Here is a 25386-nt window from a genome sequence, read left to right as displayed (position 1 = left end):
TCAGAACATTGCCCGGTACTGTTGTGCGGCGTGACCGTAGTCGACACTCTCCAGGCCCTGGCCGCGCCCCCACTGGCCGCCGCCGACTTCAATCCGCTCGATCCGACGGACTGGTTGACCCTGTTCGGCCCGGCCGCGCTGTTCGGCGTCTGCTTCATCCTGTTCGCCGAGACCGGCCTGATGGTCGGCTTCTTCCTGCCCGGCGACTCGCTGCTGTTCATCGCGGGCGTGTTCGCCTCCGGCTTCCTGGAGTCGAAGGGTGTCCAGCTGCCGATCGGCTGGCTGCTGCTGCTCGGCCCGCTCTGCGCCATCATCGGCGCGCAGCTGGGCCACTGGCTGGGCGCGAAGTACGGCCCCAAGATGTTCAACAAGCCCGACTCCCGCCTGTTCAAGCAGGAGTACGTGCGCAAGGCCGAGCACTACTTCGCGAAGTTCGGCCCGCGCAAGGCCATCGTGCTGGCCCGGTTCATCCCGATCGTGCGCACCTTCATGAACCCGGTCGCGGGCGTGCTCGGCATGCCGGCCCGGCAGTTCTTCGTGTGGAACGTGATCGGCGCGATCCTCTGGGTCGACGGCATCCTGCTGGCCGGCTACCTGCTCGCCGAGCAGATCATCAGCGCGATCGGCGGCCCCGAGCACATCGACAAGTACATCCTGCCGATGGTCTTCCTGATCGTCTTCCTCTCGCTGATCCCGGTCTTCATCGAGATCATCCGCGAGCGCCAGGCCAAGAAGCGCGGCCTGCACGGTCACGGCGACGACACCGTCGTCATGAGCAAGGTCGACATCGGCTGACCATGATCGCTCGACTTGCCAGGCAGGTGGGCGAACAGCGGTCCAAGATACGCACACCTGCCCGGCAAGTCCGATGATCACAGAGCACGAGGAGGGGGCACGGCCGACAGGCCGTGCCCCCTCCTCGTGCGGGCCTCAGGCGAGCAGCGCCTTCAAGAAGATCGTCTGCATCTGGCTCGGGTCGGTGACCTGGAAGGCCACGCCGCCGGTGGTGTCGGCGACGGCCTGCAGATCGGACAGCTTGACGTCCGGGCCGAGGCCCAGCAGCACCACCCGGACCGGCTTGGTCACGTCGGCGAGCTTCTCCAGCTCCTTCTGGACCGCGCGCAGCGACATACCGGAGTTGTCCCGGCTGTCCGTGAAGACCACCAGCGTGTTGCTACGGGACGGGTCGTATCCCTTGAGCAGCTCGCGGTACCCGTCGATGATCGACTTGTAGAGCGGGCAGATGTCGGTCGGCGCGGGCGAGGCCTGGTTGACGGCCCCGTTCAGCTTGGTGCGCTGCGCCTTGGTCAGCTCGGCCAGCGGCACCAGCGGCTGGTGGCCCGGACCGGCGAAGGCCCACAGGCCGACCTCGCTGTCGTCGGTGAACAGCTTCAGGCCCTTCTCCGCGGCGCTGCGCAGCACCTGCATCCGCACGGCCGTGTTGCCGCCGCCGGTCATCGTGCGGCCCATCGACGAGGTGGCGTCGACCAGCGCGATCACCCGGGACGGCGTCTTGGCGGCGACCCAGGCGGTCATCGCGCCGCGGACCTTGTTCATGTCGTTGAGCGGCTGCACGAAGACGGTGTTGGAGGTGACGCCGTGGCCGGTCGGGAAGCCCGTGGAGGCCTCGCCTTCCGGCGAGCGCAGACCCTTCTCCGCGAAGACCGACTTGTATTCGCCGCTGACCAGGGCCTGCGAGAACAGGGCCGCCGCGGCGGCCAGCGGACGCGGCTGGCGGGCGCGCACGGCGTACGGGAAGTCCAGCGTCGGCGCCTGGGCCAGGGTGACCGCGGCCATCGGGGCCTTGGGCGTGGCCGCGTTGTAGGCGATCACGGCCTGCTCGCTGACCGGCGCGCCGGTCATGCCGGCGGCGTACGCCTTCCACAGCGCCCCGGTGTCCGGGACCGGCCCGCCGATGCCGCGGTACACGGCGACCAGCGCGGGTAGGTCGGCCTCGGAGGCGACGACCGCGTCGGACAGCATCATCGCGCCGACCATGCCCGCGGTGTCGCGGCGCGGCTCGACGACACCCAGCTTGAGCACGGGCGTCTTGGCGAACAGCAGGCTCTTGAGCAGCGTCGCGTCGACGCCGGAGCCGAGCTTGTCGGTGAGGTTGCGGGCGACGGTCTCCGGCACGGCGAGCACCACCGGGCTGGCCGCCAGGGACGGGGCGGTGGCGTCGAACATGTCGCGGTCGACCCCGCGGACCCGGCCCAGCCAGTACGTCGAGTCCGGCACCCAGACCACCGGCAGCTCGGAGTCGGCCGGGGTGGGCGCGGCCTTGCCGGCCACGTCCACCGCACCGCCGGCCCAGGTGCCGAGCGAGTTGGCGACCTCGTGCGAGGCCTTCTCGATGACCTCGACGCGTACGCAGTCCTCGCCGACCATGGGGCTGGTGGCGCTCCAGCGGTTGCCGATCTCGGTGAGGGCGGGCGCGATGGCGGGATCGGCGGCGACGGTCAGCGTGATGCCGGCGCTGCCGCAGCCGTCGGCGTCGGCGCTGACCGAGCGCAGCACGACGGTGGCCAGGCCGCACACGGAAAGAGCACTGACGATGATGACGGGAATCCGTACGGCACGGCGGCCGAACAGGCCGGTCCGCCGCGGCGCGGGTGCCTCGGGGGCATCCCAGCCGCGACGGATGTGGCGTCCAGACATGGGTGACTCCCAGTGAGGAGGCGGCGGCGCCGAGCCCTTCGGCGGGGGTTACCGGGGCGGCAGCACGCCTGACTTCGCGTCAGCTTAGATGTCCCCCGGCCAGGCGCAACCGGGTGATGACAGAATTCACTCACGGTTGCCGAAGCCTGCGCTACGTGACTTTTTCGCCGTTCAATATCACCAAAAGCGCCGTGGGGCGCACTCTCCGTGACGGAGGGTGCGCCCCACGGCGCTTCAGGGCCTTGCCAGGGTCAGCGAGCCTTCTTGGTCGCGCGCTTGCGCGGCGGCGTCAGCAGCTCGGCGACGGTGGCGATGGCGGACGGCACCAGGCTGTAGTAGGCCCACACACCGCGCTTGTCGCGGTTGAGCAGACCGGCCTCGGTGAGGATGCGCAGGTGGTGGCTGACAGTCGGCTGGGACAAACCCAGCGGAGCGGTCAGGTCACAAACGCACGCCTCGCCCTCGGGCGCAGACTGGATAAGGCTGAGCAGCCGGAGACGGGCCGGGTCGGCCAGCGCCTTGAGGACACCGGCGAGGCGCTCCGCGTCGGCACGCTCGATCGGCTCACCAGCGAGGGGCGAGATTTGAGGCAGCGGGGTTTCCACCAGAGCTGTTCCCACGTGATTTCTTCCTTCCAACAACAGCATCGATCCACCTACATATTAGCAGGTACGGATCGGAGTTCCGTTAGGCCGACAGGCCAAGGTCCGCCAACGTATAGGCGGCTCGGTACGACAGACCGGCAGCACGCACCGTATCGCCCGCGCCTCGATCGACAATAACCGCAACACCGATGACCTCGGCACCCGCCTCCCGCAGTGCATCAATAGCGGCAAGAACACTACCGCCAGTAGTCGAGGTGTCCTCGACAGCGAGCACGCGGCGGCCGGCCACGTCGGGTCCTTCGATGCGGCGCTGAAGCCCGTGCGCCTTGCCCGCCTTGCGCACCACGAACGCGTCCAGCGGACGCGTCGAGGTGTGCAGCATGGCGGCGGCGACCGGGTCGGCGCCGAGCGTGAGACCGCCGACGGCGTCGAAGTCCCAGTCCGCGGTGAGTTCGTTCAGCACACGCCCGACCAGGGGCGCAGCAGCGTGGTGGAGGGTGATCCGGCGCAGGTCGACGTAGTAGTCGGCCTCCTGTCCCGAGGACAGGACCACCTTTCCCCGAACCACCGCGAGGTCAGTGATGAATTTACGCAGGTCGTCGCGGTCGGACATGGGACGGACACTACTCGCCGATGCTGAGAGCTCGATCTAGGGGGGTGCGTTGACCTCCCCACACTCGTCAGCTGTCGGCTTCGGTGTCCCGTCCGGTGCGCACCCGGGCCCCGCGCGCGAGCCGCCGCAGCAACCGCGTCGGCGTGTGCCGCATGAAACCCACCAGCACTTTGTATTTCCAACTCGGCACGCTCACCGTGCGGCCCCGCCGCAGGTCACGCAGGCTGTCGGAGACCACCTGCGGAGCCTGCAGCCACAGCCACTCCGGTGTCTTCGTCATGTTGATTCCGGCCCGGTCGTGGAACTCCGTACGGGTGAATCCCGGGCACAGCGCCATCACGCGCACCCCGCGGTGGGCCACCGACAGTGCCACCGACTCGCTGAAGTTGGTGACCCACGCCTTACTCGCCGGATAGGTGCTACCAGGCATCGCCGCGCCGAATCCGGCCACCGATGAGACATTGATGACATCTCCGCGGCCGCGCGCCGCCATGGCGGGCAGTGCCGCGTGCGTCAACCGCATCACCGCCTGCACGTTCACAGCCAGCAGGTGCAGTTCCTGCTCCACAGTGGATTTCAGGAACGGCGTGTTCAGCGACAGTCCCGCGTTGTTCACCAGCAGATCCACCGGCCGGTCGGTGTCGCGCAGCCGCGCCTCCACCAGTTCGCAGCCCTCCGTGGTGGCGAGATCCGCCGAAATCACACTCGCCTGCACGCCGTATGTCCTGCTCAGAGCCTCGGAGAAGTCGGCCAGCCGGCCGGCGTCGCGGGCGACGAGCACCACGTCCCACCCGTCGGTGGCGAGGCGGACCGCGAAGGCCCGGCCGATGCCCGCGGTGGCACCGGTGACCAGCGCGGTGCGGCGCTCTCCCGCCGGTTCCGGTGTGGTCTGGGGCGCCGCCGCGGTGTCGGGCGCGGCGGTGTTTGCGGAGGAGGACATCGGTCACCTCAGGCGGTCGTCGGCGGGGGCACCGCGGGGGTGTCGGGGCCCGGCGGCAGCGACCGCGGCCGGCTGAAGAAGGCGTTCGCAGCCGGCAGCGCGAGCAGCACCGCAGTGGCAATGTAGCCGAGAACCTGCGCCACCGAGGAGAGCCCGGTGAGCGCCGCCCACCAGCCGGGGAACGAGTCGACGAGGGCCTGCGCGCCACGGGTGTAGGAGGGGTCGCCGCCACCCTGCACGGTCACGTTGCCGGTGCCCAGGCTGACCGCGCCGGAGATGCCGCAGCAGGCCAGCAGGATGCCGAGACCGCAGACGACCCAGGTGAGGATGCGGGCGACGCGGTTGCCCTGCCAGACGCCCCAGGCCAGGGCCAGTAGCACGATCGCGGCGATCACCGCGACCGCGGCGCTGGTCAGCAGCGCGACCTTGGCGCTGTTCTCCAGGTTGACCAGGATCCCGGGGCTCACGCCCTCCAGCACGGCCCGCACCCGCAGCCGGTTCAGCACGCCGCTGATCGCGGCCAGGTGCAGGATCGCGTTGACCAGGTGGAGGAGAGCGACCAGGCCGAGGATCGCGGCCGCGGCAGTGACCACCGTGGGCCGGACGGGCAGAACTCTGGGGCCGGCCGGGGACACCGGCTCCACCGGAGACGAGGCGGATTGCGACATTGGCGTACCCCCGATGCGGCCCGAAGATTGCTCCAGATCGGAAGTTACCCGCCCTACCAGGGAGTATGTGCCTGATTGGGGATATCCCCAGACAGCACGCGGGGCCGGCGCGATCGCGCCGGCCCCGCGGTTCGCCAGGTCAGACGGTCGGGTACGCCGGCGGCGTCCACTCCGGCGCCGGCTTGCGGAAGTACGCGTTCGACGGCGGCAGCGCCAGCATGATGATCACGCCCAGCATCGACAGCAGCAGCACCACGTTCAGCACCGTGCCCACCGCGACGGACCAGTCCGGGGCGACCTCGGCCAGCCGGTCGGTGACCTCCTTCTGGTCGATGCCACCGGCGCTGGACGAGCCCAAGCCGCTCCCGAGCCCCTGGAAGACCAGGCCGAAGCCGATGCAGCACAGGCCGATGCCGGTCAGCACCCACGTGGTGATCCGGGCCCACTGCTTGCCCTTGTTCACGAACAGGCCGAGCACGACGAAGAACACGGCGAGCGCCACGTACAGCGCGGCGCTGACGTAGGCGGTGACGGTCGCGATGGTGGCGGTGGACTCGGCGAGGCCGGCGTCCATGCCCGCGTCCCGGTAGATGTCCTCGATGAGACCCTCGGGCATCGACGAGAACGTGTACACCGAGATGGCCGCGCTGATCAGCAGGATGGCCGAGATGACATAGAGCAGCAGGGCCGACACGGAAACCGTGGCCGGCCGCGGGGTGGAGCCCGGCGCGGCGGGAACGAGGTAACCGCTCGGAGGTGGCGTGTACGACATGCAGCACACCGTAATCGCCGCCCGCCAGACGCGCCTGCGACCTCAGATCGATCGCTGCTCACCCCTCAGGAGGAGACACGCCCGCTCCGCCGCGGCCCGCACACGAAGACGGGAGCGGGTCCACCGCTCCCGTCTTCTGCGGATGACCTGGTCAGGCCAGCTTGAGCGCGTCCCCGTCGCGGTCGATGAGCACCGTGTCGCCGTCGCGGATCTCGCCGGAGAGCAGCGCCTTGGCCAGCTTGTCGCCGATGGCCGACTGCACGAGCCGCCGCAGCGGGCGGGCACCGTACACCGGGTCGTAGCCGTGGCTCGCCAGCCACTTGCGGGCCACGTCGGAGACCTCCAGGGTGAGCCGCCGGTCGGCAAGCCGCCGGCGCAGCCGGCTCAGCTGGATGTCGACGATGTGGGTCAGCTCGTCCTGGGTGAGCGCGTGGAAGACCACGATGTCGTCGAGCCGGTTGAGGAACTCCGGCTTGAAGTGCGTACGCACCACCGCCATCACCGCGTCGCGGCGCTGCTCCTCGGACAGGGTCGGGTCGGCGATCGCGTGCGAGCCCAGGTTCGAGGTGAGGATCAGGATCGCGTTGCGGAAGTCGACGGTGCGCCCCTGGCCGTCGGTGAGCCGGCCGTCGTCGAGCACCTGCAGCAGCACGTCGAACACGTCCGGGTGGGCCTTCTCCACCTCGTCCAGCAGCACCACCGAGTAGGGCCGCCGCCGCACCGCCTCGGTGAGCTGGCCGCCCTCCTCGTAGCCGACGTACCCGGGCGGGGCGCCGACCAGCCGCGCCACCGAGTGCTTCTCGGCGTACTCGCTCATGTCGATGCGGACCATGGCCCGCTCATCGTCGAAGAGGAACTCGGCCAGCGCCTTGCCCAGTTCGGTCTTGCCGACGCCGGTCGGGCCGAGGAACAGGAACGAGCCGGTGGGCCGGTCCGGGTCGGCGACGCCCGCGCGCGCTCGGCGCACGGCGTCGGAGACCGCGCCGACCGCCTCGGCCTGGCCGATCACCCGCGAGCCCAGCGACTGCTCCATGCGCAGCAGCTTCTCGGTCTCGCCCTCCATCATCCGGCCCGCCGGGATGCCGGTCCACGCGGCGACGACCTCGGCGATGTCGTTCGCGCCGACCTCCTCCTTGAGCATCGCGCCGTTGGTCTGCAGCGCGGCCAGCTCGGCCTCGGCCCGCGCCTGCTCGCGCTCCAGCGCCGGGATGCGCCCGTAGCGCAGCTCGGAGGCGCGGCCCAGGTCGAGGTCGCGTTCGGCTCGGTCGGCCTGGTCGCGCACCTCCTCCAGCTGCTCCTTGGCCGCCGAGATGGCCTGGATGTGCTGCTTCTCGTTGCGCCAGCGGTCGGACAGGGCGGCCATGTGCTCGCGCTTGTCGGCCAGCTCGGCGCGCAGCTTGGTCAGCCGCTCCGCCGAGGCCGGGTCGGGCTCCTTGGCCAGCGCCATCTCCTCGATCTCCAGGCGGCGCACCTGGCGCTCGATCTCGTCGACCTCGGTGGGCCGGGAGTCGATCTCCATGCGCAGCCGGGAGGCGGCCTCGTCCACCAGGTCGATCGCCTTGTCGGGCAGGAAGCGGTCGGCGATGTACCGGTCGGACAGGCTCGCCGCAGCGACCAGCGCGCCGTCGGTGATGCGCACGCCGTGGTGCACCTCGTAGCGCTCCTTGAGCCCGCGCAGGATGCCGATGGTGTCCTCGACGGTGGGCTCGCCGACCACGACCGGCTGGAAGCGGCGCTCCAGCGCCGGGTCCTTCTCGATGTTGTCGCGGTACTCGTCGAGCGTGGTCGCGCCGACCATGCGCAGCTCGCCGCGGGCCAGCATGGGCTTGAGCATGTTGCCCGCGTCCATCGAGCCCTCGCCCTTGCCCGCGCCGACGACCGTGTGCAGCTCGTCCAGGAACGTGATGACCTGGCCGTCGCTGCCCTTGATCTCCTCCAGCACGCTCTTGAGCCGCTCCTCGAACTGCCCGCGGTACTGCGCGCCGGCGACCATCGCGCCCAGGTCGAGGCTGACCAGCTTCTTGTCCCGCAGCGACTCGGGCACGTCACCGGCCACGATGCGCTGGGCCAGGCCCTCGACGATGGCGGTCTTGCCGACGCCGGGCTCTCCGATCAGGACCGGGTTGTTCTTGGTCCGCCGGGACAGCACCTGGATCACGCGGCGGATCTCGGCATCCCGGCCGATCACCGGGTCGACCTTGCCGTCGCGCGCCCGCGCGGTCAGGTCCACGCCGTACTTCTCCAGCGCCTGGTACTGCTGCTCGGGGTCGGGGCTGGTGACCCGGCGGTCCCCGCCGCGGATCTGCGGGAACGCCGCGACCAGCGCCTCCTCGGTGGCGCCGGCCTGCTTGAGCGCCTTGCCGACCGCACCGCCGACCCGGGCCAGGCCGGCCAGCAGGTGCTCGGTGGAGACGTACTCGTCGCCCAGGGGACGGGCGATCTGCTCGGCGGCGTTGATCGCGTTGACCAGTTCCCGGGACAGGCTCGGCTCGGCCACGCTCGACCCGCGCGCCGTCGGCAGCTGCTCGACCGCGCGCGCGGCGGCCCGGCGTACGTCGGCGGGATTGGCCCCGACCGCGCGCAGCAGGCCCGCGGCGGTGGAACCGCCCGTGTCGAGCAGGGTCAGCAGCAGGTGCCACGTCTCGACCGTGGCGTGGCCCCGCTGCTGCGCCGTCGCCGCCGCGTCCGTGATGACCTCGCGGCTCTTCGTGGTCAGACGCTGAGTGTCCATACGCTCCCTCGACTGATGGTCTCCGAACCAAAGTTGAGCCTACTGCACTCAACTTGTCCGGGCCAGTCAGGAGGGAGCCGCCGGCGGGCTACTTCAATGTGACCTTCACCCACTCGCGCGACCAGCCGTGGCCGGTGCCCAGATAGAACTCGCCGGGCACGTCCTGCCGGGCGAACAGCGTGCCGTCGGGCAGCTCGGTGACCCAGTCGAGCCGGGGCGTGCCGGGGACCTCGACGTACCGGTCGGCGAGGTAGCCGACGGCCTCGGGCCCGGCGATGGCGAGCAGCCCGTCACCGGCCGGGGCCACCGTGTACATCTGGTTCGGCTGCTCCCGCAGACCCTCGATCGGGCGCGCCCGCCAGGCGCCGTCCACCAGCTGCCAGATCAGCGGCAGGCCGGTCGCCTTGAGCACCGAGCCGCGCAGCAGCGAGGTCCCGCCACCGGCGGACAGCATGTCCTGCTCGCCGACCAGCCAGACGTCGCCGGTGGGGGAGACCCGCACCGACAGCATCCACAGCTTGCGGCCGGGCTGGTCCGGCACGGCCAGCCGCTGCCAGGTACGCCCGCCGTCGACGCTGCGCGCGGTCTCCTTCGTCGGCTCGAACCGGGTCAGCCAGATCGCGCCGTCGGGCGTGGCGACCGCGCCAGCACCCTGGTAGCCGTCGGGCAGCGGCACCGGCTTGCCGGTCCGCCAGTCCCGCAGCACCGGCTCGTCCGTGGCGAAGTCCACGCCGTAACGGACGCCGGTGGCGGCGTGGTAGTCGGCCGGCACGGTGGCACTGAAGGTGAAGGTCAGGCCGCCGTCGCGGGACAGGTGGTAGCCGCCGGCCTTGTCGCCCCAGATCATCATCTGCTGCGGGCCGACCACGTACAGCTGGATGCTCTCGTCCTCGGCGAGCGGCATCGGGCGCGCCTGCCAGGTGACCCCGGCGTCCGCGGTCGCGAACAGGCGGCCGCGGCAGGTCCCGTTGCCGCCGCAGTCGGTGAAGACGGCGTAGCCGTGGCGGGCGTCGGCGAACTCGACGAACGGCAGGTAGCCCGGCGGCACGCCGACCTCGGCCGTGCGCTCCTGCACCGCCGCCCGCGCGGGCGGGGACGCGGTCGTGGCCGGGAGCGGTGCGGGTGCGCCGGGGTCCTCGCCGCGCGGGGTGCACGCTGTGACCAGCGCGAGCCCGAGCACCGTCATGAGCAGCGGGCGCACGCGGCCCGCGAACCTGTTCACGCTGGCGGAAGTCATACCCGGTCGAGCCGTGAACGGGCGGGCCGGTTCCCGTCGGCACCGGTCGATGGGGCGCTTTCGGTGTCCTGACGCCCAGCGGCCGTGCCGGGTTGGTCGCAATGCGTAACAGGTTGATGAAAGTACGGGCCGTGACCTTCCCTTGACCTGGGCAGCCGCGCTAGCGTGTCGCGGCAGCAGCGCCGCTGAATCTGGCCGCGTCTTCCCCCATCCCGCGTCTTCACAGCGGAGGAGATATCGATGAGCGCTTCTCCGGCGGTGTTCCGAGGATTCGCCAACCCGGTCGACCCCACCCCCAACGAGTTGCGCACCTGGGCGTACGCGCCAGACTCCGTGCCGCTCACCGCCATGCCGCCGGACTGGGACCTGCTCGTCTCCGGTGACCGGCTCATCGGGACCCTGTTCGACCTGGCGATGGACACCAGCTGCCCGGCCCGCCGCTTCACCATGCACTGCCTGTACATCTACGCCGCCGACGCGATCCGCACCGGCTTCAAGGCCCACCCTCGGCGCAAGCTGCGCAAGATGGTCGAGGAGGCCGAGGAGGAGGGCGACGAGCAGATGGCGATCTGGGCCCACAACACCCGAGTGCTGCTGGCCCGTCCGCAGCTCTTCGACTACCACGACTGGTGCGAAGGCGGCCTGGTCCGCCACTCGCGCAGGTTGCAGTAGGAGGACCTGACCTCGCACACACGGCTCCCCGCGGCACCTGACCGCGGGGAGCCGTGGCGCGATACGACTATTTCTTGTCCATCTTGTCGATCGCGTCTTTGGCCATGTCCTGGGCCTTGTCGACGTGACCCGCGTACTTGCCGCCGGTCTTGCTGTCGACGGCGTCGCCGGCCTGGTCGACGGCCTTCTTGGCCTTGTCCTGCATCTGCTTGGCCTTGTCCGTGGCCTGGTCCGACTTGTCGTCGATACCGAGGACGTCCTTGGCCTTGTCCAACATGCCCATTTCATCCCCCTCCGGGACAGTCCGACAATTCGGACTGACCCGTATCGAGGATACCGGCCGGCGACCTACCGGGTTCCGCCTTCGCTGGAACGCGGCCGCCACACCACCAGCGCGGTCGAGGTGCGGGTGCTCGGCAGCAGATCGGTACGCGGGAACGCGGAGATGGTCTCCAGCTGCGCCAGCCGCCGCTCGGCGTACGCCAGCTGCTGCTGGGTGTGCTCCAGCCGCTCGCGCAACTCCAGGACCAGCTGCTCCAGATCGATGATCCGCTTGACGCCGGCCAGGCTGACGCCCTCCTCCTGGCTGAGCCGCTGGATCTCGCGCAGCAGCTCGACGTCGCGCAGGCTGTACCGGCGTCCGCCGCCCGCGGAGCGGCCCGGCTCGACCAGACCCATCCGGTCGTACTGCCGCAGCGTCTGCGGGTGCATCCCGGCCAGCTGCGCGGCCACCGAGATCAGCAGCACCTTAGCGTGCACGTCCACTGTGGATCACCTCCGTTCCAGGTGGTCCCGCCGCACCGGCGGGGCCAGCTCGGTGAAGCGCACCAGCGCGTCCCGGGCTTCCTCGGAGAGCTGCTGCGGCACCACTATCTCCACGGTAACCAGCAGATCCCCGCTGTGGCCATCACGTTTGGGCACACCCTTGCCCCGCACCCGCAGCAGCCGCCCGCTGGGCGTGCCGGCGGGCACCTTGACCTTCATCATGCCGTCCAAAGTGGGCACCCGGACCTCCGCGCCGAGCACCGACTCGGCGAAGGTCACCGGGACCGTCACGGTCAGGTCGTCGCCGTTGCGGCCGAACATCGCGTCCGGGCGCACGATCGCGCGGATGTACAGGTCGCCGGGGGCGCCACCGCGCTCGCCCGGCTCACCGCGCCCGGCCAGCCGGATGCGCTGCCCGTCGGAGACACCGGCCGGGATGCGTACGGTCAGCGTGCGGGTCTTGGTCACCCCGCCGGTGCCGTGGCACTCGGGGCACTTCTGGTCGACGACCGTGCCCACGCCCTGGCAGTCGCGGCAGGCCTCGGAGAAGCCGAACGCACCCTGGTTGCGGTTGACCACACCGGTGCCCTGGCAGTGCGGGCAGGCCCGGGGGCGGGTGCCCGGCTTGGCCCCGTCACCGTGGCAGGTGTCGCACACGCCCAGCGTGCGCAGCGTCAGCGGCTGGGTGGTGCCCTGCACCGCGTCGGCGAAGTCCAGGAAGATCTCGGCCTCGACGTCGCGGCCGCGGGCCGGGCCGCGCGGGGGAGCGCCGGTGCCGGCCCCGCCCGAGAAGATCGAGCCGAACAGGTCGGAGAAGCTCGCGCCGCCGAACCGCTGGTCCGGGCCCTGGCGTCCACCGCCCTGGCCGAACAGGTCGTTCACGTCGAAGTGCTGCCCGCCCGAGCCGCGCGCGCCGCGCCGGAACGCGCCGGCCTCGAACAGGGAGCGCATCTCGTCGTACTCACGCCGCCGGTTCTCGTCCGACAGCACGTCGTACGCCTCGGACACCGCCTTGAAGCGCTCCTCGGCGGCGGTGTTGCCGGGGTTGTGGTCAGGATGCAGCTCGCGTGCGAGTCTGCGGTACGCCTTCTTGATCTCGCTTGCGGTGGCGTCCTTGGCCACTCCGAGCACGGCGTAGAAATCCTTCTCCAGCCAGTCTTTCGAGCTCATCCGTCCCCCTCCCCCAGTCGTGATCGAAGCTCCCTCCCCGCACCCGGATTCGGGGCGGGGAGAGAGCTCATCGCCCGCGGTAGCCGCCGCTCGATGGTCATCCGCAGCGAAGCGGAGGAGGGCCATCGATTAAGGCGGCGGTAGCCGGCGAGCATGTTGCGGTCATGTTGTCATTCCGGCGCTGCTACGGCCACCATCGCGGGGCGCAGCAGGCGCTCGCCCAGCAGGTAACCACGGCGCATCACGTCGATGCAGGTCGGCTCGGTCACGTCGGCGGACGGCAGGTGCGCCACCGCCTCGTGCCGGTTCGGGTCGAAGGCGTCGCCCTTCTCGCCGAACGCGGTCAGGCCGAACTTCGCCACCACCGCGGCGATCTGGTCGGCCACCGCGCCGAACGGCCCGCTCAGGTCGCCGTGCTCACGTGCCCGGTCCAGATCGTCGAGCACCGGCAGCAGCGCCGTCAGCACCTGCCCGGTGGCGAGCTCGGCCGAGACCGTGCGGTCGCGCTCCACCCGCTTGCGGTAGTTGGCGTACTCGGCGGTCACCCGCTGCAGGTCGGCGGTGCGCTCCTCCAGAGCGGACCGCAGCTGCGCGAGCTCCGCGCCCAGCACGGGCGGACCCTCGGGCTCGGCCACGGGCGCGGCCGTCGCGGTGACCGGCTCGGCCTCGACGACCTCGCCCTCCACCGCCTCGGCGGCGTCCGGCCCGGCCTCGGCGGCGGCCTCCGGCTGCGCGACGACCGGCACCTCGACGGTGTCCTGGTCGGCGACAGCCTCGACGACATCCGGAGTCGGTTCCTGCTCGGTGCCCTCCGGGCCAGGGGTCTCCTGCTTCACGGTCGGCTGTTCGGTGTCGGCCGCCGGGGCGGCCGGCGTCGCCGGCTGCTCGGACATGGTCGCTCCGCTCGGGCTGATCTTGCGCTTGTTCTTGATCACGATGCGCTCGCCGGCGGGGGACTGCTCCTCCGCCGGCGAGGCACCCTGTGCCGCTCCGGTCACTTCTTGCCCTCGTCGTCGATGATCTCCGCATCCACGACGTCGTCGTCGGCGCGGCCACCGGCCGAGTCGTGCTGCTGCTGGCCCGCACCGGCCGCGGCCGGGTTGTCGCCCTGGTTGTACAGGGCGGAGCCGGCCGCCTGGGAGACCTGCGCGAGCTTCTCGTGCGCCGACTTGATCTTCTCCAGGTCGGTGCCCGCCAGGGCACTGCGCAGCTCGCTCAGCGCGTCGTTGATGTTCTCCTTGGCGTCGGCGGGCAGCTTGTCGCCGCTCTCGGCCAGGAACTTCTCGGTCTGCCACTGCAGCGCCTCGGCCACGTTGCGGGTCTCGGCCTCCTCGCGGCGGCGGCGGTCCTCGTCAGCGTGCTCCTCGGCGTCGCGGCGCATGCGCTCGATGTCGTCCTTCGGCAGCGACGAGCCGCCGGTGATCGTCATCGACTGCTCCTTGCCGGTGCCGAGGTCCTTCGCCGAGACGTGCACGATGCCGTTGGCGTCGATGTCGAAGGTGACCTCGATCTTCGGCACGCCGCGCGGGGCCGGCGCGATACCGGTCAGCTCGAAGGTGCCGAGCTTCTTGTTGTACGCCGCCATCTCGCGCTCGCCCTGGAAGACCTGGATGAGCACGGAGGGCTGGTTGTCGTCCGCGGTGGTGTAGACCTCGGAGCGCTTGGTCGGGATGGTGGTGTTGCGCTCCACCAGGCGGTGCATGATGCCGCCCTTGGTCTCGATGCCCAGGCTCAGCGGGGTCACGTCGAGCAGCAGGACGTCCTTGACCTCACCCTTGAGCACACCGGCCTGCAGCGCGGCGCCGACGGCCACGACCTCGTCCGGGTTGACGCCCTTGTTGGGCTCCTTGCCGGTGAGCTGCTTGACCAGGTCGGTCACGGCGGGCATCCGGGTGGAGCCGCCGACCAGGATGACGTGCTCGACGTCGGACAGCTTCACGCCCGCGTCCTTGATCGCCTGCTCGAACGGCGCCTTGCAGCGGTCCAGCAGGTCCTGGGTCATGCGCTGGAACTCGGCCCGGGTGAGCGTGACGTCCAGGTGCAGCGGGCCCTCGGCGCCGGCCGTGATGTACGGCAGGTTGATGCCGGTGGTGTTGGCGGCGGACAGCTCGATCTTGGCCTTCTCCGCGGCCTCCTTGAGGCGCTGCATGGCCATCTTGTCCGCGCCCAGGTCCACGCCGTACTGGCCGCGGAACGTCTTCACCAGGTGCTCGATGATGCGCTCGTCCCAGTCGTCGCCACCGAGGTGGTTGTCGCCGGAGGTCGACTTGACCTCGACGACGCCCTCGGCCAGCTCCAGCAGCGAGACGTCGAACGTGCCGCCGCCGAGGTCGAAGACCAGGACGGTCTGCTCCTTGGAGCCCTTGTCCAGCCCGTACGCCAGCGCGGCGGCGGTGGGCTCGTTGACGATGCGCAGCACGTTGAAGCCGGCGATCTCACCGGCCTCCTTCGTCGCGGTGCGCTGCGCGTCGTTGAAGTACGCCGGGACGGTGATCACGACGTCGGTCACGGTCTCGCCGAGGTAGGCCTCGGCGTCACGCTTGAGCTTCTGCAGCACACGCGCGGAGATCTCCTGCGGCGTGTACTTCTTGCCGTCGATGTCGACGGTCCAGTTGGTGCCGACCTCACGCTTCACGGACCGGATGGTGCGGTCCGGGTTCGTGACGGCCTGGCGCTTGGCCACCTCGCCGACGAGCACCTCACCGTTCTTGGCGAACGCCACGATGGAGGGCGTCGTGCGGGAGCCCTCGGCGTTCGCGATGACGGTGGGTTCGCCACCCTCGAGCACGGCCATACAGGAGTTGGTCGTACCCAGGTCGATGCCGACCGCACGTGCCATGTTCGTGTTCCTCCAAGATCAAGGTCGCCGGAGATTCAAGTTGAGTCCGGACGGCTCAATACTGACATGAGACCGGGAAGTGTCAAGCGGAAGGTTGAGTCGGTCACACTCAAGTTTGGTGGTGTCCTAGTGAGTTGTCCCTTTTCCGCTTACGCTTCCCCTGTGTATGACCAACGAGTAACCGAGGAGGGCGCGGTGCGCACCGGCCCCCTGCTCGCGGTGGTCGGCGGGCCGACCGGCGCGGGCAAGTCCACGCTGGTCAACAGCCTGGTCCGGTCACCCGTGAGCGCCACCGGCATCCTCCGGCCCACCACCCGCAAGCCGGTCCTGGCCTGCCACCCGCGCAGCGTGGCGGCGACCCACGTGGCCGGGCTGCTGCCGATCGCCGCGCCCGCGCTGCCCGCGCACGTCGCGATCGTGGACTCGCCGGACCTCAACGCCGTGGACCAGAAGAACCGGGCGGCCACCGACGCGGCGTTCGAGCGGGCCGACCTCTGGATCTTCGTGACGACGGCGAGCCGCTACGCTGACGCCGAGGCGTGGCGGCACCTGAGGGCCGCGCAGCAGCGCCGGGTCGATCTGGCGGTGGTCCTCAACCGGCTGCCCACCGAGGCCGCGGACGAGATCCTGCCGCACCTGACCCAGCTGCTCGGCGAACCGGTGCCACTGTTCGTGGTGGCCGAATCGGCGCTCGACCGGCAGGGCATGCTCTCGGACCGAGTGGTCACCCCGATCTGGGAGTTCCTCGACAAGACCGCGAGTGCGAAACTTGCCGAGTCAAGATGACACGGACGGCCGCTTCCGCGGGCGACGAGGGTTCAGGTCGGCACCGCGTCGGCTGAGGAGAGCGTGAGGAGGGACCAGTGGCCCACTCCACCCCCGGCAGTGAGTCCGTCACCACCAAGCTCGACATGGTCCAGCAGTTCGTCGACCTCGCGGGCGAGCATCTCGCCGGCGAGCCGGCGATGGAGAACGCGCGGACGGTCGCGGAACGCTCCGCCGACCGGCTGCGGCTGGCCCGCGGCTTCACCACCATCGCACTGGCCGGCACCACGGGCAGCGGCAAGTCCAGCATGTTCAACGCGTTCACCACGATCGACCGGTCGCCGGCGGGCATCCTGCGCCCGACGACCTCCGAGCCGTACGCGTGCGTCTGGGGCAGCCTGACCTTCGCCGACGAGCTGCTCGACTGGCTCGGCGTCTCGTCGCGCCGCCGGTTCACCCGGGAGTCGGCGCTGGACGCCAACGACGAGGTCGGCCTGCGCGGCATGATCCTGCTCGACCTGCCCGACGTCGACTCCGTCGAGCCGCGCCACCGCGCCGAGGTCGACCGGCTGCTGCACCTCGTCGACGTGGTCATCTGGATCTGCGACCCGCAGAAGTACGGCGACCAGCTCGTGCACGAGGGCTACCTGCGCCAGCTCGCCAGCTCGCGCGAAGGCCTGATCGTCGCCCTCAACCAGACCGACCGCCTGCAGCCCGCCCAGCTGCCCAAGGTCGGTGCCGACCTGCGCCAGCTGCTCGACGAGGGCGGCCTGTCCAAGGTCCCGCTGGTGCCCACCTCGGCCACCGGCGAGGTCCCGCAGCTGCCGCCGGCCAAGCGCGGCCCGATCAAGCCGAAGCCCGGCCCGTTCGTCGCCGAGCGTTCCACCCGCGGGCACTCCGGCGTCTCCGCGCTGCGCGCGCTGCTCGAACCGATCATCCTGCGCGGCACGCTCGCCGAGGAGTCCGTCGACCGCGACCTGACCGCGAGCATCGCCGACCTGAGCAAGCTGGTCGGCGGCCCGGCCAGCCCGCCGACGATCAACCCGCTGGTCCGCGGCCTGTCCTCGGCCGGCACCGACGCCGCCCGCATCGAGCAGACCATCCAGGCGTACGCCGCGAGCGCCTCGGTCGGCCTCCCCGGCCCCTGGGCCAAGGCTGTCGAGCAGGCCGCCCGGTCCCGCCTGCACGAGCTGCCCGCCGCCCTGGGTCAGGCCGTCGCGTTCGCCGACGCCCAGCGCCCCCGCCGCAACTGGCTCCCCGGCGGCCGGAAGCGCGCCGACCAGAAGACCGAGATCGTGCTCCGCGCCGAGATCGACAAGGTCGCCCTGCGGTACGTCGTCGAGCCGGTCCGCCGCGCCCTGGCCGCATACGAGCGCTCCCGCACGACCCTTTCGTAAGCGCCTCCTGCAAGATCGCTGTTTGTGGCCAAGAAGTAAGGCGTGACCACACTTCTCGCCCACAAACAGCGATCTTCACTTCGAGCTGGGGCGCGGGACGTCAGCGGCGAGCGTGTCCGCGCCGCGGTTCGGGCTTGCCGGCGTTCGCCTTCTTCTTGGCATCGTGCTTGGCGACGCGGTGCTTGGCGACACCGTGCTTGGCGACACCGTGCTTGGCGGCACCGTGCTTGGCGGCACCGTGGTTGGCGGCGCCGTGCTTGGCGACACCGTGCTTGGCGACACCGTGCTTGGCGGCGCCCTGGGGCTTGGCGCTGGTCCCCTTGCCGTGGGGCTTCGGGCTGACCACGTCGCGGCGGCTTGGGAGCTTGCGGCCCTCGCTCCGGCGCGCGGACAGTTCGGTCTCGCCTCGGAGACCTGCACGGTGCAGCCCGGACCGCAACAGGCGGGAGGCCGTGGCGGCAGGGTCTGCCGATGCGCGTGACTTCAGCGGGCCTCGGGCAGTGGCCTGCGGCAGCTGACGTGATGACGGACGACGGACGACCGGTGCCACAGGGCGGGCGGCGACGACGTGTACGGAACTCGCACGCCGCACCGGGCCGGGACGCTCACACTGTTCGCCGCCGCTGCCCGGGCCACCGGCACCGCCACCAGGCCATCCCGGCCAGGCGGGACCGTTCGGCCGCCCGGGACCACCATGACCGCCCGGCCGCCCCGGCCCGTCAGAACCGGGCGGGCGGCTGGGATGGCCGTGCCCACCTGGCACCCAGGGACCGCCTGGATGCGGGGGTCCCGGGAACCAGGGCCCGCCTGGGAAGGACGGTCCGCCTGGGAAGGACGGTCCGCCCGGGAAGGACGGTCCGCCTGGTGGCGCGGGCTCGCCGGGGGTGGACGGTCGGGGCGGGCCCCCGGCGGGCGGGAGAGGGCGGGCCGGGGCCGGTGCGGCCGGTCGCCAGATCGGGCGGATCGGCAGGGTGACGGCCCGGCGACGGCGTTCGAGCACGGGTACGGCGACATCGTCGGACCGCTCGTCGTCGTCCTCGTGGTGCACCGCCGGTCCGCCGCGCTGGGCGAGTCCCGGGTCGTTCTGCGGGGCGGGCCGGACCGGGCGGTCGGGCAGCCGGAACGAGCCGTGGGCAAGGTGGTCGCCCGGCACCACGAACGGCTGCACCGGCCCGGCCAGGCGCTCGCCGAAGTCGGGGTCGACCCCCTCGACACCGGCCCGCAGCACGATCCAGGTCGGCACGGCGGTGATCCCGACCAGCAGCGCGACCAGCAGGCCGTGCCGCCGGGAGGGAGGGCGGCGGACGGACGGGGGAACGGGGGCCTGGAACGCCGCCGGCACCGCGGGAGGCGGGGGCGGCGGAGGCGGCGAGCCGAAGAGGTCTTCCAGGAAATTGTCGTCGGGCATCGGAGTGCTCCTAGGGCACGGGGGAATTCGCCCAGAATGCCCCAACGACATCCATGATCCGGGTATTTGAGGTATTCCTAGACGCAGGTTTTTCCGCTACCGGTTGCCAATATCACCTGCCCGGCCTGTGACTGCCGCCACCGATACGGCAGTATGGGGGCCAGGCGGCAGAGTGGCCGTGGTCACCGCGTACTCCGGACTCACTACTGCCGCAGCCAGGCGTCTTCGCCCCACGAGGGACACGACGTGGCGCCACCGATGCGCGGCAGACACACCCCGTCGCCGACGCACCACTGACAGGGAGAACACGGATGACCAAAGTCGAGCGCGCGGCCTCCCGCCGCGGCGGCAAGCGCTCGGGGCCCCCCGAGCCGGAGTTCGTACAGCTCCTCACCCCCGAGGGTGACCGAGTCTCACACCCCGACTACTCCGTCGACTTCACCGACGACGAGCTGCGCGGGCTGTACCGCGACCTGGTCACGGTGCGCAAGCTCGACGCCGAGGCGACCGCTCTGCAGCGCCAGGGTGAGCTGGGCATCTGGGCCAGCCTGCTGGGCCAGGAGGCGGCGCAGGTCGGCTCCGGCCGCGCGCTGCGCAAGCAGGACATGGCCTTCCCGACGTACCGGGAGCACGGCGTCCTCTACTGCCGCAACATCGACCCGATCATGCCGCTGGGCCTGTTCCGCGGCGTCGACCAGGGCGGCTGGGACCCGGTGGCGCACCGGTTCAACATGTACACGATCGTCATCGGCGCGCAGACGCTGCACGCGACCGGCTACGCCATGGGCATCGTCAAGGACGGCAAGGTCGGCGACGACGACGAGACCAGCGAGGCCGTCATCGCCTACTTCGGCGACGGCGCGACCAGCCAGGGCGACGTCAACGAGGCGTTCATCTTCGGCAGCGTGTACAACGCGCCGATCGTGTTCTTCTGCCAGAACAACCAGTACGCGATCTCCGAGCCGCTGGAGCGCCAGACCCGCATCCCGCTGTACCAGCGCGCGGCCGGCTTCGGCTTCCCCGGCATCCGGGTCGACGGCAACGACGTGCTGGCGACGTACGCGGTGACGCGTGCGGCGCTGGACAACGCCCGCCACGGCCAGGGCCCGACCCTGATCGAGGCGTACACGTACCGCATGGGCGCGCACACCACCTCCGACGACCCAACGCGCTACCGCGTGGCCAGCGAGGTCGAGGCGTGGCAGGCCAAGGACCCGGTCGTGCGCATGCGCAAGCTGCTGGAGAAGCAGGGCATCGCCGACGAGGCGTTCTTCGCCGCCGTCGACGAGCAGGCCAAGGTCGAGGCGGTGGCGCTGCGCGAGCGCGTGCTGTCGATGCCCGACCCGGACCCGGTGACCATGTTCGACCACGTCTACCCCAACGGCTCGCCGCTGATCGACAAGCAGCGCGCCGAGTTCGAGACCTACCACGCCTCGTTCGAGGGGAGCCACTGATCATGGAGACGCTTACCCTCGGCAAGTCGCTCAACCTGGGCCTGCGCCGCGCGATGGAGGACGACAGCAAGGTCCTCATCATGGGCGAGGACGTCGGCAAGCTCGGCGGCGTGTTCCGCATCACCGACGGCCTGCAGAAGGACTTCGGCGACGACCGCGTCATCGACACCCCGCTGGCCGAGGCCGGCATCGTCGGCACCGCGATCGGCCTGGCGCTGCGCGGCTACCGCCCGGTCGTCGAGATCCAGTTCGACGGCTTCGTGTACCCGGCGTACGACCAGATCGTGTGCCAGGTGGCGAAGTTCCACTACCGGTCCCGGGGCAAGGTCAGCCTGCCCATGGTCATCCGGATCCCGTTCGGCGGCGGCATCGGCGCGGTCGAGCACCACTCCGAGTCGCCCGAGGCGTACTTCTCGCACACCGCCGGCCTCAAGGTCGTGGCGTGCAGCAACCCGTCCGACGCGTACTGGATGATCCAGCAGGCCATCGCCAGCGACGACCCGATCATCTTCTTCGAGCCCAAGCGCCGCTACTGGGAGAAGGGTGAGGTCGACACGGCCGCGCCGCTGTCGGCGGCGTACCCGCTGCACAGCTCGCGGGTGCTGCGCTCCGGCGCGGACGCGACACTGCTGGCGTACGGCCCGATGGTGCGCACCTGCCTGGACGCCGCGACCGCGGCGGCCGAGGACGGCCGCAACCTGGAGGTCATCGACCTGCGCTCGCTGTCCCCGCTGGACATGGCCCCGGTGTTCGAGTCGGTCCGCAAGACCGGCCGTGCCGTGGTCGTGCACGAGGCCCCGGGCAACATCGGCCTGGGCGCCGAGGTCGCGGCCCGGATCTCCGAGGAGTGCTTCTACTCCCTGGAGGCCCCGGTGCTGCGGGTGACCGGCTACGACATCCCCTACCCGGCCTCCCGGGTGGAGGAGGAGTTCCTGCCCGACCTGGACCGCGTGCTCGAGGCCGTCGACCGTTCCTTCGGGTTCTGAGGGGGCTGACACATGGCGATCAACCAGTTCCCCCTGCCCGACCTCGGTGAGGGCCTCACCGAGGGCGAGATCCTCAAGTGGCTCGTCGCCGAGGGCGACGTCATCGAGCTGAACCAGCCCATCGTCGAGGTGGAGACCGCGAAGGCGGCGGTCGAGATCCCGGCGAAGTGGGCCGGCACCGTCGTGAAGATCTTCGTGCCCGAGGGCACGGTGGTCGAGGTCGGCTCCCCGATCATCTCGATCGACACCGGCGGCCCGTCCGCGCCGGTCGCCGACGACATGTCGCAGGGTGCCGCCGCCCAGGCCGAGAAGGCCGCGGGCGAGGAGGCCACCGGCGGCCTGATCGGCGAGACCACGGCGTCCGGCCGCACCGCGGTGCTGGTCGGCTACGGCCCGCGGGTCACCGCCGCCAAGCGCCGCGCCCGCAAGGGCGACGCTCCTGCGGCTCCGGCCCCGGTGGCCGCGGCTCCGGTCGCACCGGCTCCCGCGCCGGTTCCGGCCGCGCCCGCGCCGGCCGCGCGGCCCGCCCCGGCGGCTCCGGCGGCTCCGGCAGCCAACGGGCACGGTGTGCTCGCCAAGCCGCCGGTCCGGATGCTGGCCCGGACCCTCGGCGTGGACCTGTCCACGCTGACGGGCACCGGCCCGCAGGGCTCGATCACCCGGGACGACGTGCAGGCCGCGCTGGCGGCCCCGGCCGCCGCCGCGCCGCGCGCGCAGGTGGTCATGGTCCCGGGCGAGCGCGAGACCCGCGTGCCCATCAAGGGGGTACGCAAGCTGACCGCGGCCAACATGGTCGCCTCGGCCTTCACGGCTCCGCACGTCACCGAGTTCCTCACGGTGGACATGACGCGGTCGATGAAGGCGCTGGAGCGGCTGAAGGCCGACCGGGAGTGGCGTGACGTGCGCGTCTCGCCGCTGCTGCTGGTCGCCAAGGCGGTGCTGCTGGCGGCGAAGCGCCACCCGATGGTCAACTCGTCGTGGGACGAGGCGGCGCAGGAGATCGTGGTCAAGGACTACGTGAACCTGGGCATCGCGGCGGCCACCGAGCGCGGCCTCATCGTGCCGAACATCGCCGACGCGGGCCGGCTGTCCCTGCGGGAGCTGGCCGACGCGATGACCGACCTGGTCGCGACCGCGAAGTCGGGCAAGACGCCGCCGTCGGCGATGTCCGGCGGCACGTTCACGATCACCAACGTGGGCGTGTTCGGCGTGGACACCGGCACCCCGATCCTGCCCCCGGGCGAGGCCGCGATCCTGGCCTTCGGCGCGGTGCGGGAGACCCCGTGGGCGCACAAGGGCAAGGTCAAGCTGCGCCAGGTCACCACGCTGGGCCTGTCGTTCGACCACCGCATCATCGACGGTGAGCTGGGCTCGAAGTTCCTCCGGGACATCGGCGCCTTCCTGCACGACCCCGAGGCGACGCTGCTCGCCTGGACGTGATCCGATGGGAAGGGCACCTTCTACAACGCGGAGCGTTGTGAAGGTGCCCTTCCTTTCATTCGAGGAGCTTGCGTCGTGATCCATGACACTGATCCGTTCGCGACCCCGGAATCGGAGCGCAGTGAGGTGCGGCGGTTGCGGGGGCGGTTCGGGATGACAGTGTGCCTGTGGACCGCGCCGGGGCCGGCCGGGCTGACGGTGTCGTCGACGCTGGTGGCCGACGGGGACCCAGGGCGGTTGCTGGGCATCGTCGACGACGAGTCGGAGCTGTGGCCGGCGATCGAGCGGGCGGGCGTGTTCGCGGTGACGCCGCTCGGTGAGGCGCACCGGCAGCTGGCCGACCGGTTCGCCGGGCTGATGCCCGCGCCGGGCGGGCTGTTCAAGCAGGAGCCATGGACGCAGACGCCGTACGGGCCGATTCCGGCGGGCACGACCACCTGGGCGGGCTGCCGGCTCGACGGCTCGCGGCCGTTCGGCTGGGGGCTGCTGGTCGAGGCGAGCCTGGTGGAGATCACGCTCGGTGACGCCGTGCCGCCGCTGCTGCACCATCGTGGCAGGTACACGACACTGTCGTGATCAAGGCGGATCGGGAGGCAACCACCCTGTGAGCTGCCGCGCCACGATCATCACGTACCGGGGGGTTGTCGCAGACGCCTCGTAGGCTGGTTCTCATGTCCCAGCAGACGCCTGACGAACCCGAGGCCACCCCCCAGGCTGGGGACGCCGGTGCCGAGGACGTGTCCTCGACCCCTCCGGCCAAGCCCGCCCAGCGCCCGACCGGCCGGGCGTCGGTCGGCCGCGCCTCGGTGACTCCCCCTCCGGGCGGTTTCGCCAACCTGCCCACCGGTCCGTACCCGTCAGTCGGCGGATCGTCGGGCGACGAGAAGAACAAGCCGGCCGCGCGTGTCTACGGCCGTGCCGCCGCCGGTGGCTCGGCGGACGGCAAGCCGGCCGACGACAAGGCGGCGGGCCGCGGTTCCGCCGCGCGGGCCACCAGCGGGCGGGCCTCGGTGCCGTCCACGCCGGCGGCCCGGGTGTCGTCCTCCTCCTCGCGCGGGCGCGGCAACGGGGGCTCGGCGCGGGTGCCGGTCTCCGGCAGCGGGAACACGTACGGCTCCGCGAAGAAGAAGGTCCAGCCCAAGTGGGGCCGGATCGCGCTGGTGGCGCTGATCGCGCTGGCCCTGTGCGGCGGCCTCGGCCTTGGCGGCGCGTGGCTCTACGCCAAGAGCGTCGAGGGCGACCTGTCCCGCACCGACCCGTTCAGCGCGCTCACCGGCGGCCGGCCGCCCAAGACGGTCAACGGCAGCCAGAACATCCTGCTGGTGGGCAGCGACTCGCGCGACCCGGACGCGCCCACCGACCAGGGCGGGCAGTGGCGCACCGACACCATGATCATCATGCACATCCCGTCCTCCCAGGACCGCGCGTACCTCATCTCGCTGCCCCGAGACCTGCACGTCTACATCCCGAAGGACGCCGCGCAGGCCGACTGCGGCACGCGCAAGGCGAAGCTGAACGCCGCGTACGCCTTCGGCGGGATGCCGCTGCTGGTGAAGACGGTCGAGTGCTACGCCTCGGTGCGCATGGACCACGTGATGCTGATCGACTTCGGCGGCTTCACCGAGGTGGTCGACGCGATCGGCGGCGTGGACATGAAGATCGAGAAGACCATCACCTCGATCCACAAGCCCAAGCGCACCTTCACCAAGGGCACCATGCACCTCAACGGCGCCGAGGCGCTGGACTACGTGCGCCAGCGCAAGCAGTTCCCGGATGGCGACTTCGCCCGGATGCGGCACCAGCAGCAACTGCTCAAGGCGCTGCTGGACAAGGCCGCCAGCGGCGGCATCCTGACCAGCCCCGGCAAGCTCAACGACTTCCTCGGGGCGGTCACCAGCGCGGTCACCGTCGACCAGGAGTTCAAGCTGATCGACATGGCGATCCAGTTCCGCGGCATCCGCAGCGACGATCTGATCTTCCTGACCAGCCCGCACCTGGGCAGCCAGATGGTCGGCGGGGAGAGCGTGGTCGTCTCGGACAAGCCGAAGGCCATCGCGCTCTACGAGGCGGTCGGCAAGGACCAGATGAAGCAGTGGTACGAGACCAACGTCAGCCCGCCACCGTCACCATCTGTCAATAATTAGCAATGAAAATTCACCGCAAATCGGTCTAAATACATCCGATTTGGTCTATGCAGCCTCGCGGTTCCGTAGGCCGAGCCATTACAGTGGCTCGGTCTACGGTCAACCAGACCCCCGGGGGAACG

General features: G+C 70.9%; 22 protein-coding genes and 1 pseudogene. 9 read left to right on the top strand and 14 right to left on the bottom strand.

The window, feature by feature from the left end; genetic code table 11:
• Positions 1-30 precede the first annotated feature (30 nt).
• The gene (locus AB0B35_RS25515) at positions 31-795 is read left to right on the top strand and encodes a VTT domain-containing protein (RefSeq protein WP_361049524.1); all 765 of its coding nucleotides are present in this window, start codon (positions 31-33) and stop codon (positions 793-795) included.
• A 135-nt stretch (positions 796-930) separates the two neighbouring features.
• Here the strand turns inward: AB0B35_RS25515 and AB0B35_RS25510 are convergent, their stop codons facing one another.
• The 8 genes from AB0B35_RS25510 to AB0B35_RS25475 all read right to left on the bottom strand — a co-directional run bounded on the left by AB0B35_RS25510 (position 931) and on the right by AB0B35_RS25475 (position 10209).
• On the bottom strand, positions 931-2658 hold the full coding sequence (locus AB0B35_RS25510) for a VWA domain-containing protein (RefSeq protein WP_361049522.1): 1728 nt from the start codon (positions 2656-2658) through the stop codon (positions 931-933).
• A gap of 251 nt (positions 2659-2909) precedes the next feature.
• A complete protein-coding gene (locus AB0B35_RS25505; protein ID WP_120317708.1) occupies positions 2910-3305 on the bottom strand; it encodes a metalloregulator ArsR/SmtB family transcription factor in 396 nt (131 codons plus the stop codon).
• Between the two features lie 40 nt (positions 3306-3345).
• A complete protein-coding gene (gene pyrE / locus AB0B35_RS25500; protein WP_360523185.1) occupies positions 3346-3876 on the bottom strand; it encodes an orotate phosphoribosyltransferase in 531 nt (176 codons plus the stop codon).
• A 67-nt stretch (positions 3877-3943) separates the two neighbouring features.
• Positions 3944-4816 carry an SDR family oxidoreductase gene (locus AB0B35_RS25495; protein WP_361049520.1) on the bottom strand — a complete coding sequence of 291 codons (873 nt, stop codon included), beginning with the start codon at positions 4814-4816 and terminating at the stop codon, positions 3944-3946.
• Positions 4817-4824: 8 nt separating this feature from the next.
• Complete coding sequence (locus AB0B35_RS25490) at positions 4825-5484, bottom strand: hypothetical protein (RefSeq protein ID WP_361049518.1); 660 nt, start codon at positions 5482-5484, stop codon at positions 4825-4827.
• A 139-nt stretch (positions 5485-5623) separates the two neighbouring features.
• Positions 5624-6256 carry a hypothetical protein gene (locus AB0B35_RS25485; protein ID WP_361049516.1) on the bottom strand — a complete coding sequence of 211 codons (633 nt, stop codon included), beginning with the start codon at positions 6254-6256 and terminating at the stop codon, positions 5624-5626.
• Between the two features lie 151 nt (positions 6257-6407).
• Positions 6408-8987 carry an ATP-dependent chaperone ClpB gene (gene clpB, locus AB0B35_RS25480; RefSeq protein ID WP_203694664.1) on the bottom strand — a complete coding sequence of 860 codons (2580 nt, stop codon included), beginning with the start codon at positions 8985-8987 and terminating at the stop codon, positions 6408-6410.
• An 88-nt stretch (positions 8988-9075) separates the two neighbouring features.
• Positions 9076-10209, bottom strand: coding sequence for a hypothetical protein (locus AB0B35_RS25475; RefSeq protein WP_361049514.1), 1134 nt, complete (start codon positions 10207-10209; stop codon positions 9076-9078).
• A 255-nt stretch (positions 10210-10464) separates the two neighbouring features.
• On the opposite strand from AB0B35_RS25475, the gene AB0B35_RS25470 reads away from it, so the two are divergent.
• Entirely contained in the window at positions 10465-10896 is a 432-nt protein-coding gene (locus tag AB0B35_RS25470; RefSeq protein ID WP_203694662.1) for a hypothetical protein, read from the top strand.
• A 67-nt stretch (positions 10897-10963) separates the two neighbouring features.
• Here the strand turns inward: AB0B35_RS25470 and AB0B35_RS25465 are convergent, their stop codons facing one another.
• The 5 genes from AB0B35_RS25465 to dnaK form a co-directional block, all read right to left on the bottom strand.
• A complete protein-coding gene (locus AB0B35_RS25465; protein WP_361049512.1) occupies positions 10964-11179 on the bottom strand; it encodes an antitoxin in 216 nt (71 codons plus the stop codon).
• 65 nt (positions 11180-11244) lie between these two features.
• Positions 11245-11661: a helix-turn-helix transcriptional regulator gene (locus AB0B35_RS25460; protein ID WP_361049510.1), complete on the bottom strand. Its 417-nt coding sequence runs from the start codon at positions 11659-11661 to the stop codon at positions 11245-11247.
• Positions 11662-11667: 6 nt separating this feature from the next.
• Entirely contained in the window at positions 11668-12831 is a 1164-nt protein-coding gene (gene dnaJ / locus AB0B35_RS25455; protein WP_361049508.1) for a molecular chaperone DnaJ, read from the bottom strand.
• A 170-nt stretch (positions 12832-13001) separates the two neighbouring features.
• Positions 13002-13829 (bottom strand): nucleotide exchange factor GrpE, encoded by an 828-nt coding sequence (grpE, locus tag AB0B35_RS25450; protein ID WP_361049506.1) that lies wholly within the window; start codon positions 13827-13829, stop codon positions 13002-13004.
• On the bottom strand, positions 13826-15670 hold the full coding sequence (dnaK, locus tag AB0B35_RS25445) for a molecular chaperone DnaK (protein ID WP_361049504.1): 1845 nt from the start codon (positions 15668-15670) through the stop codon (positions 13826-13828). Before dnaK ends, grpE begins: the two co-directional genes overlap by 4 nt.
• Positions 15671-15832: 162 nt before the next feature.
• On the opposite strand from dnaK, the gene AB0B35_RS25440 reads away from it, so the two are divergent.
• Positions 15833-16456 carry a GTPase domain-containing protein gene (locus AB0B35_RS25440; RefSeq protein WP_361049502.1) on the top strand — a complete coding sequence of 208 codons (624 nt, stop codon included), beginning with the start codon at positions 15833-15835 and terminating at the stop codon, positions 16454-16456.
• A 77-nt stretch (positions 16457-16533) separates the two neighbouring features.
• Positions 16534-17832 carry a hypothetical protein gene (locus tag AB0B35_RS25435; protein WP_361049501.1) on the top strand — a complete coding sequence of 433 codons (1299 nt, stop codon included), beginning with the start codon at positions 16534-16536 and terminating at the stop codon, positions 17830-17832.
• A gap of 100 nt (positions 17833-17932) precedes the next feature.
• Here the strand turns inward: AB0B35_RS25435 and AB0B35_RS25430 are convergent, their stop codons facing one another.
• Positions 17933-19240 carry a hypothetical protein gene (locus tag AB0B35_RS25430; RefSeq protein WP_361049499.1) on the bottom strand — a complete coding sequence of 436 codons (1308 nt, stop codon included), beginning with the start codon at positions 19238-19240 and terminating at the stop codon, positions 17933-17935.
• A 311-nt stretch (positions 19241-19551) separates the two neighbouring features.
• Between AB0B35_RS25430 and pdhA the strand changes: the two genes are divergently transcribed.
• From pdhA to AB0B35_RS25405, 5 genes and pseudogenes are all read left to right on the top strand, one after another.
• Positions 19552-20694: a pyruvate dehydrogenase (acetyl-transferring) E1 component subunit alpha gene (gene pdhA / locus AB0B35_RS25425; RefSeq protein WP_361049497.1), complete on the top strand. Its 1143-nt coding sequence runs from the start codon at positions 19552-19554 to the stop codon at positions 20692-20694.
• On the top strand, positions 20691-21680 hold the full coding sequence (locus AB0B35_RS25420) for an alpha-ketoacid dehydrogenase subunit beta (RefSeq protein ID WP_361049559.1): 990 nt from the start codon (positions 20691-20693) through the stop codon (positions 21678-21680). Before pdhA ends, AB0B35_RS25420 begins: the two co-directional genes overlap by 4 nt.
• Before the next feature lie 12 nt (positions 21681-21692).
• Positions 21693-23120, top strand: coding sequence for a dihydrolipoamide acetyltransferase family protein (locus AB0B35_RS25415; protein WP_361049495.1), 1428 nt, complete (start codon positions 21693-21695; stop codon positions 23118-23120).
• A gap of 78 nt (positions 23121-23198) precedes the next feature.
• Positions 23199-23696: pseudogene (locus AB0B35_RS25410) on the top strand (flavin reductase family protein); the annotation flags it as partial.
• 95 nt (positions 23697-23791) lie between these two features.
• Complete coding sequence (locus AB0B35_RS25405) at positions 23792-25264, top strand: LCP family protein (RefSeq protein ID WP_361049493.1); 1473 nt, start codon at positions 23792-23794, stop codon at positions 25262-25264.
• The last annotated feature ends 122 nt before the right edge of the window (positions 25265-25386 follow it).

The organism is Catellatospora sp. NPDC049133, assembly GCF_040648455.1.
GTDB lineage: Bacteria > Actinomycetota > Actinomycetes > Mycobacteriales > Micromonosporaceae > Catellatospora > Catellatospora aurea.
The sequence above is the reverse complement of the archived record's forward strand: the minus strand, read 5'-3'. Positions and strand labels throughout refer to the sequence as shown.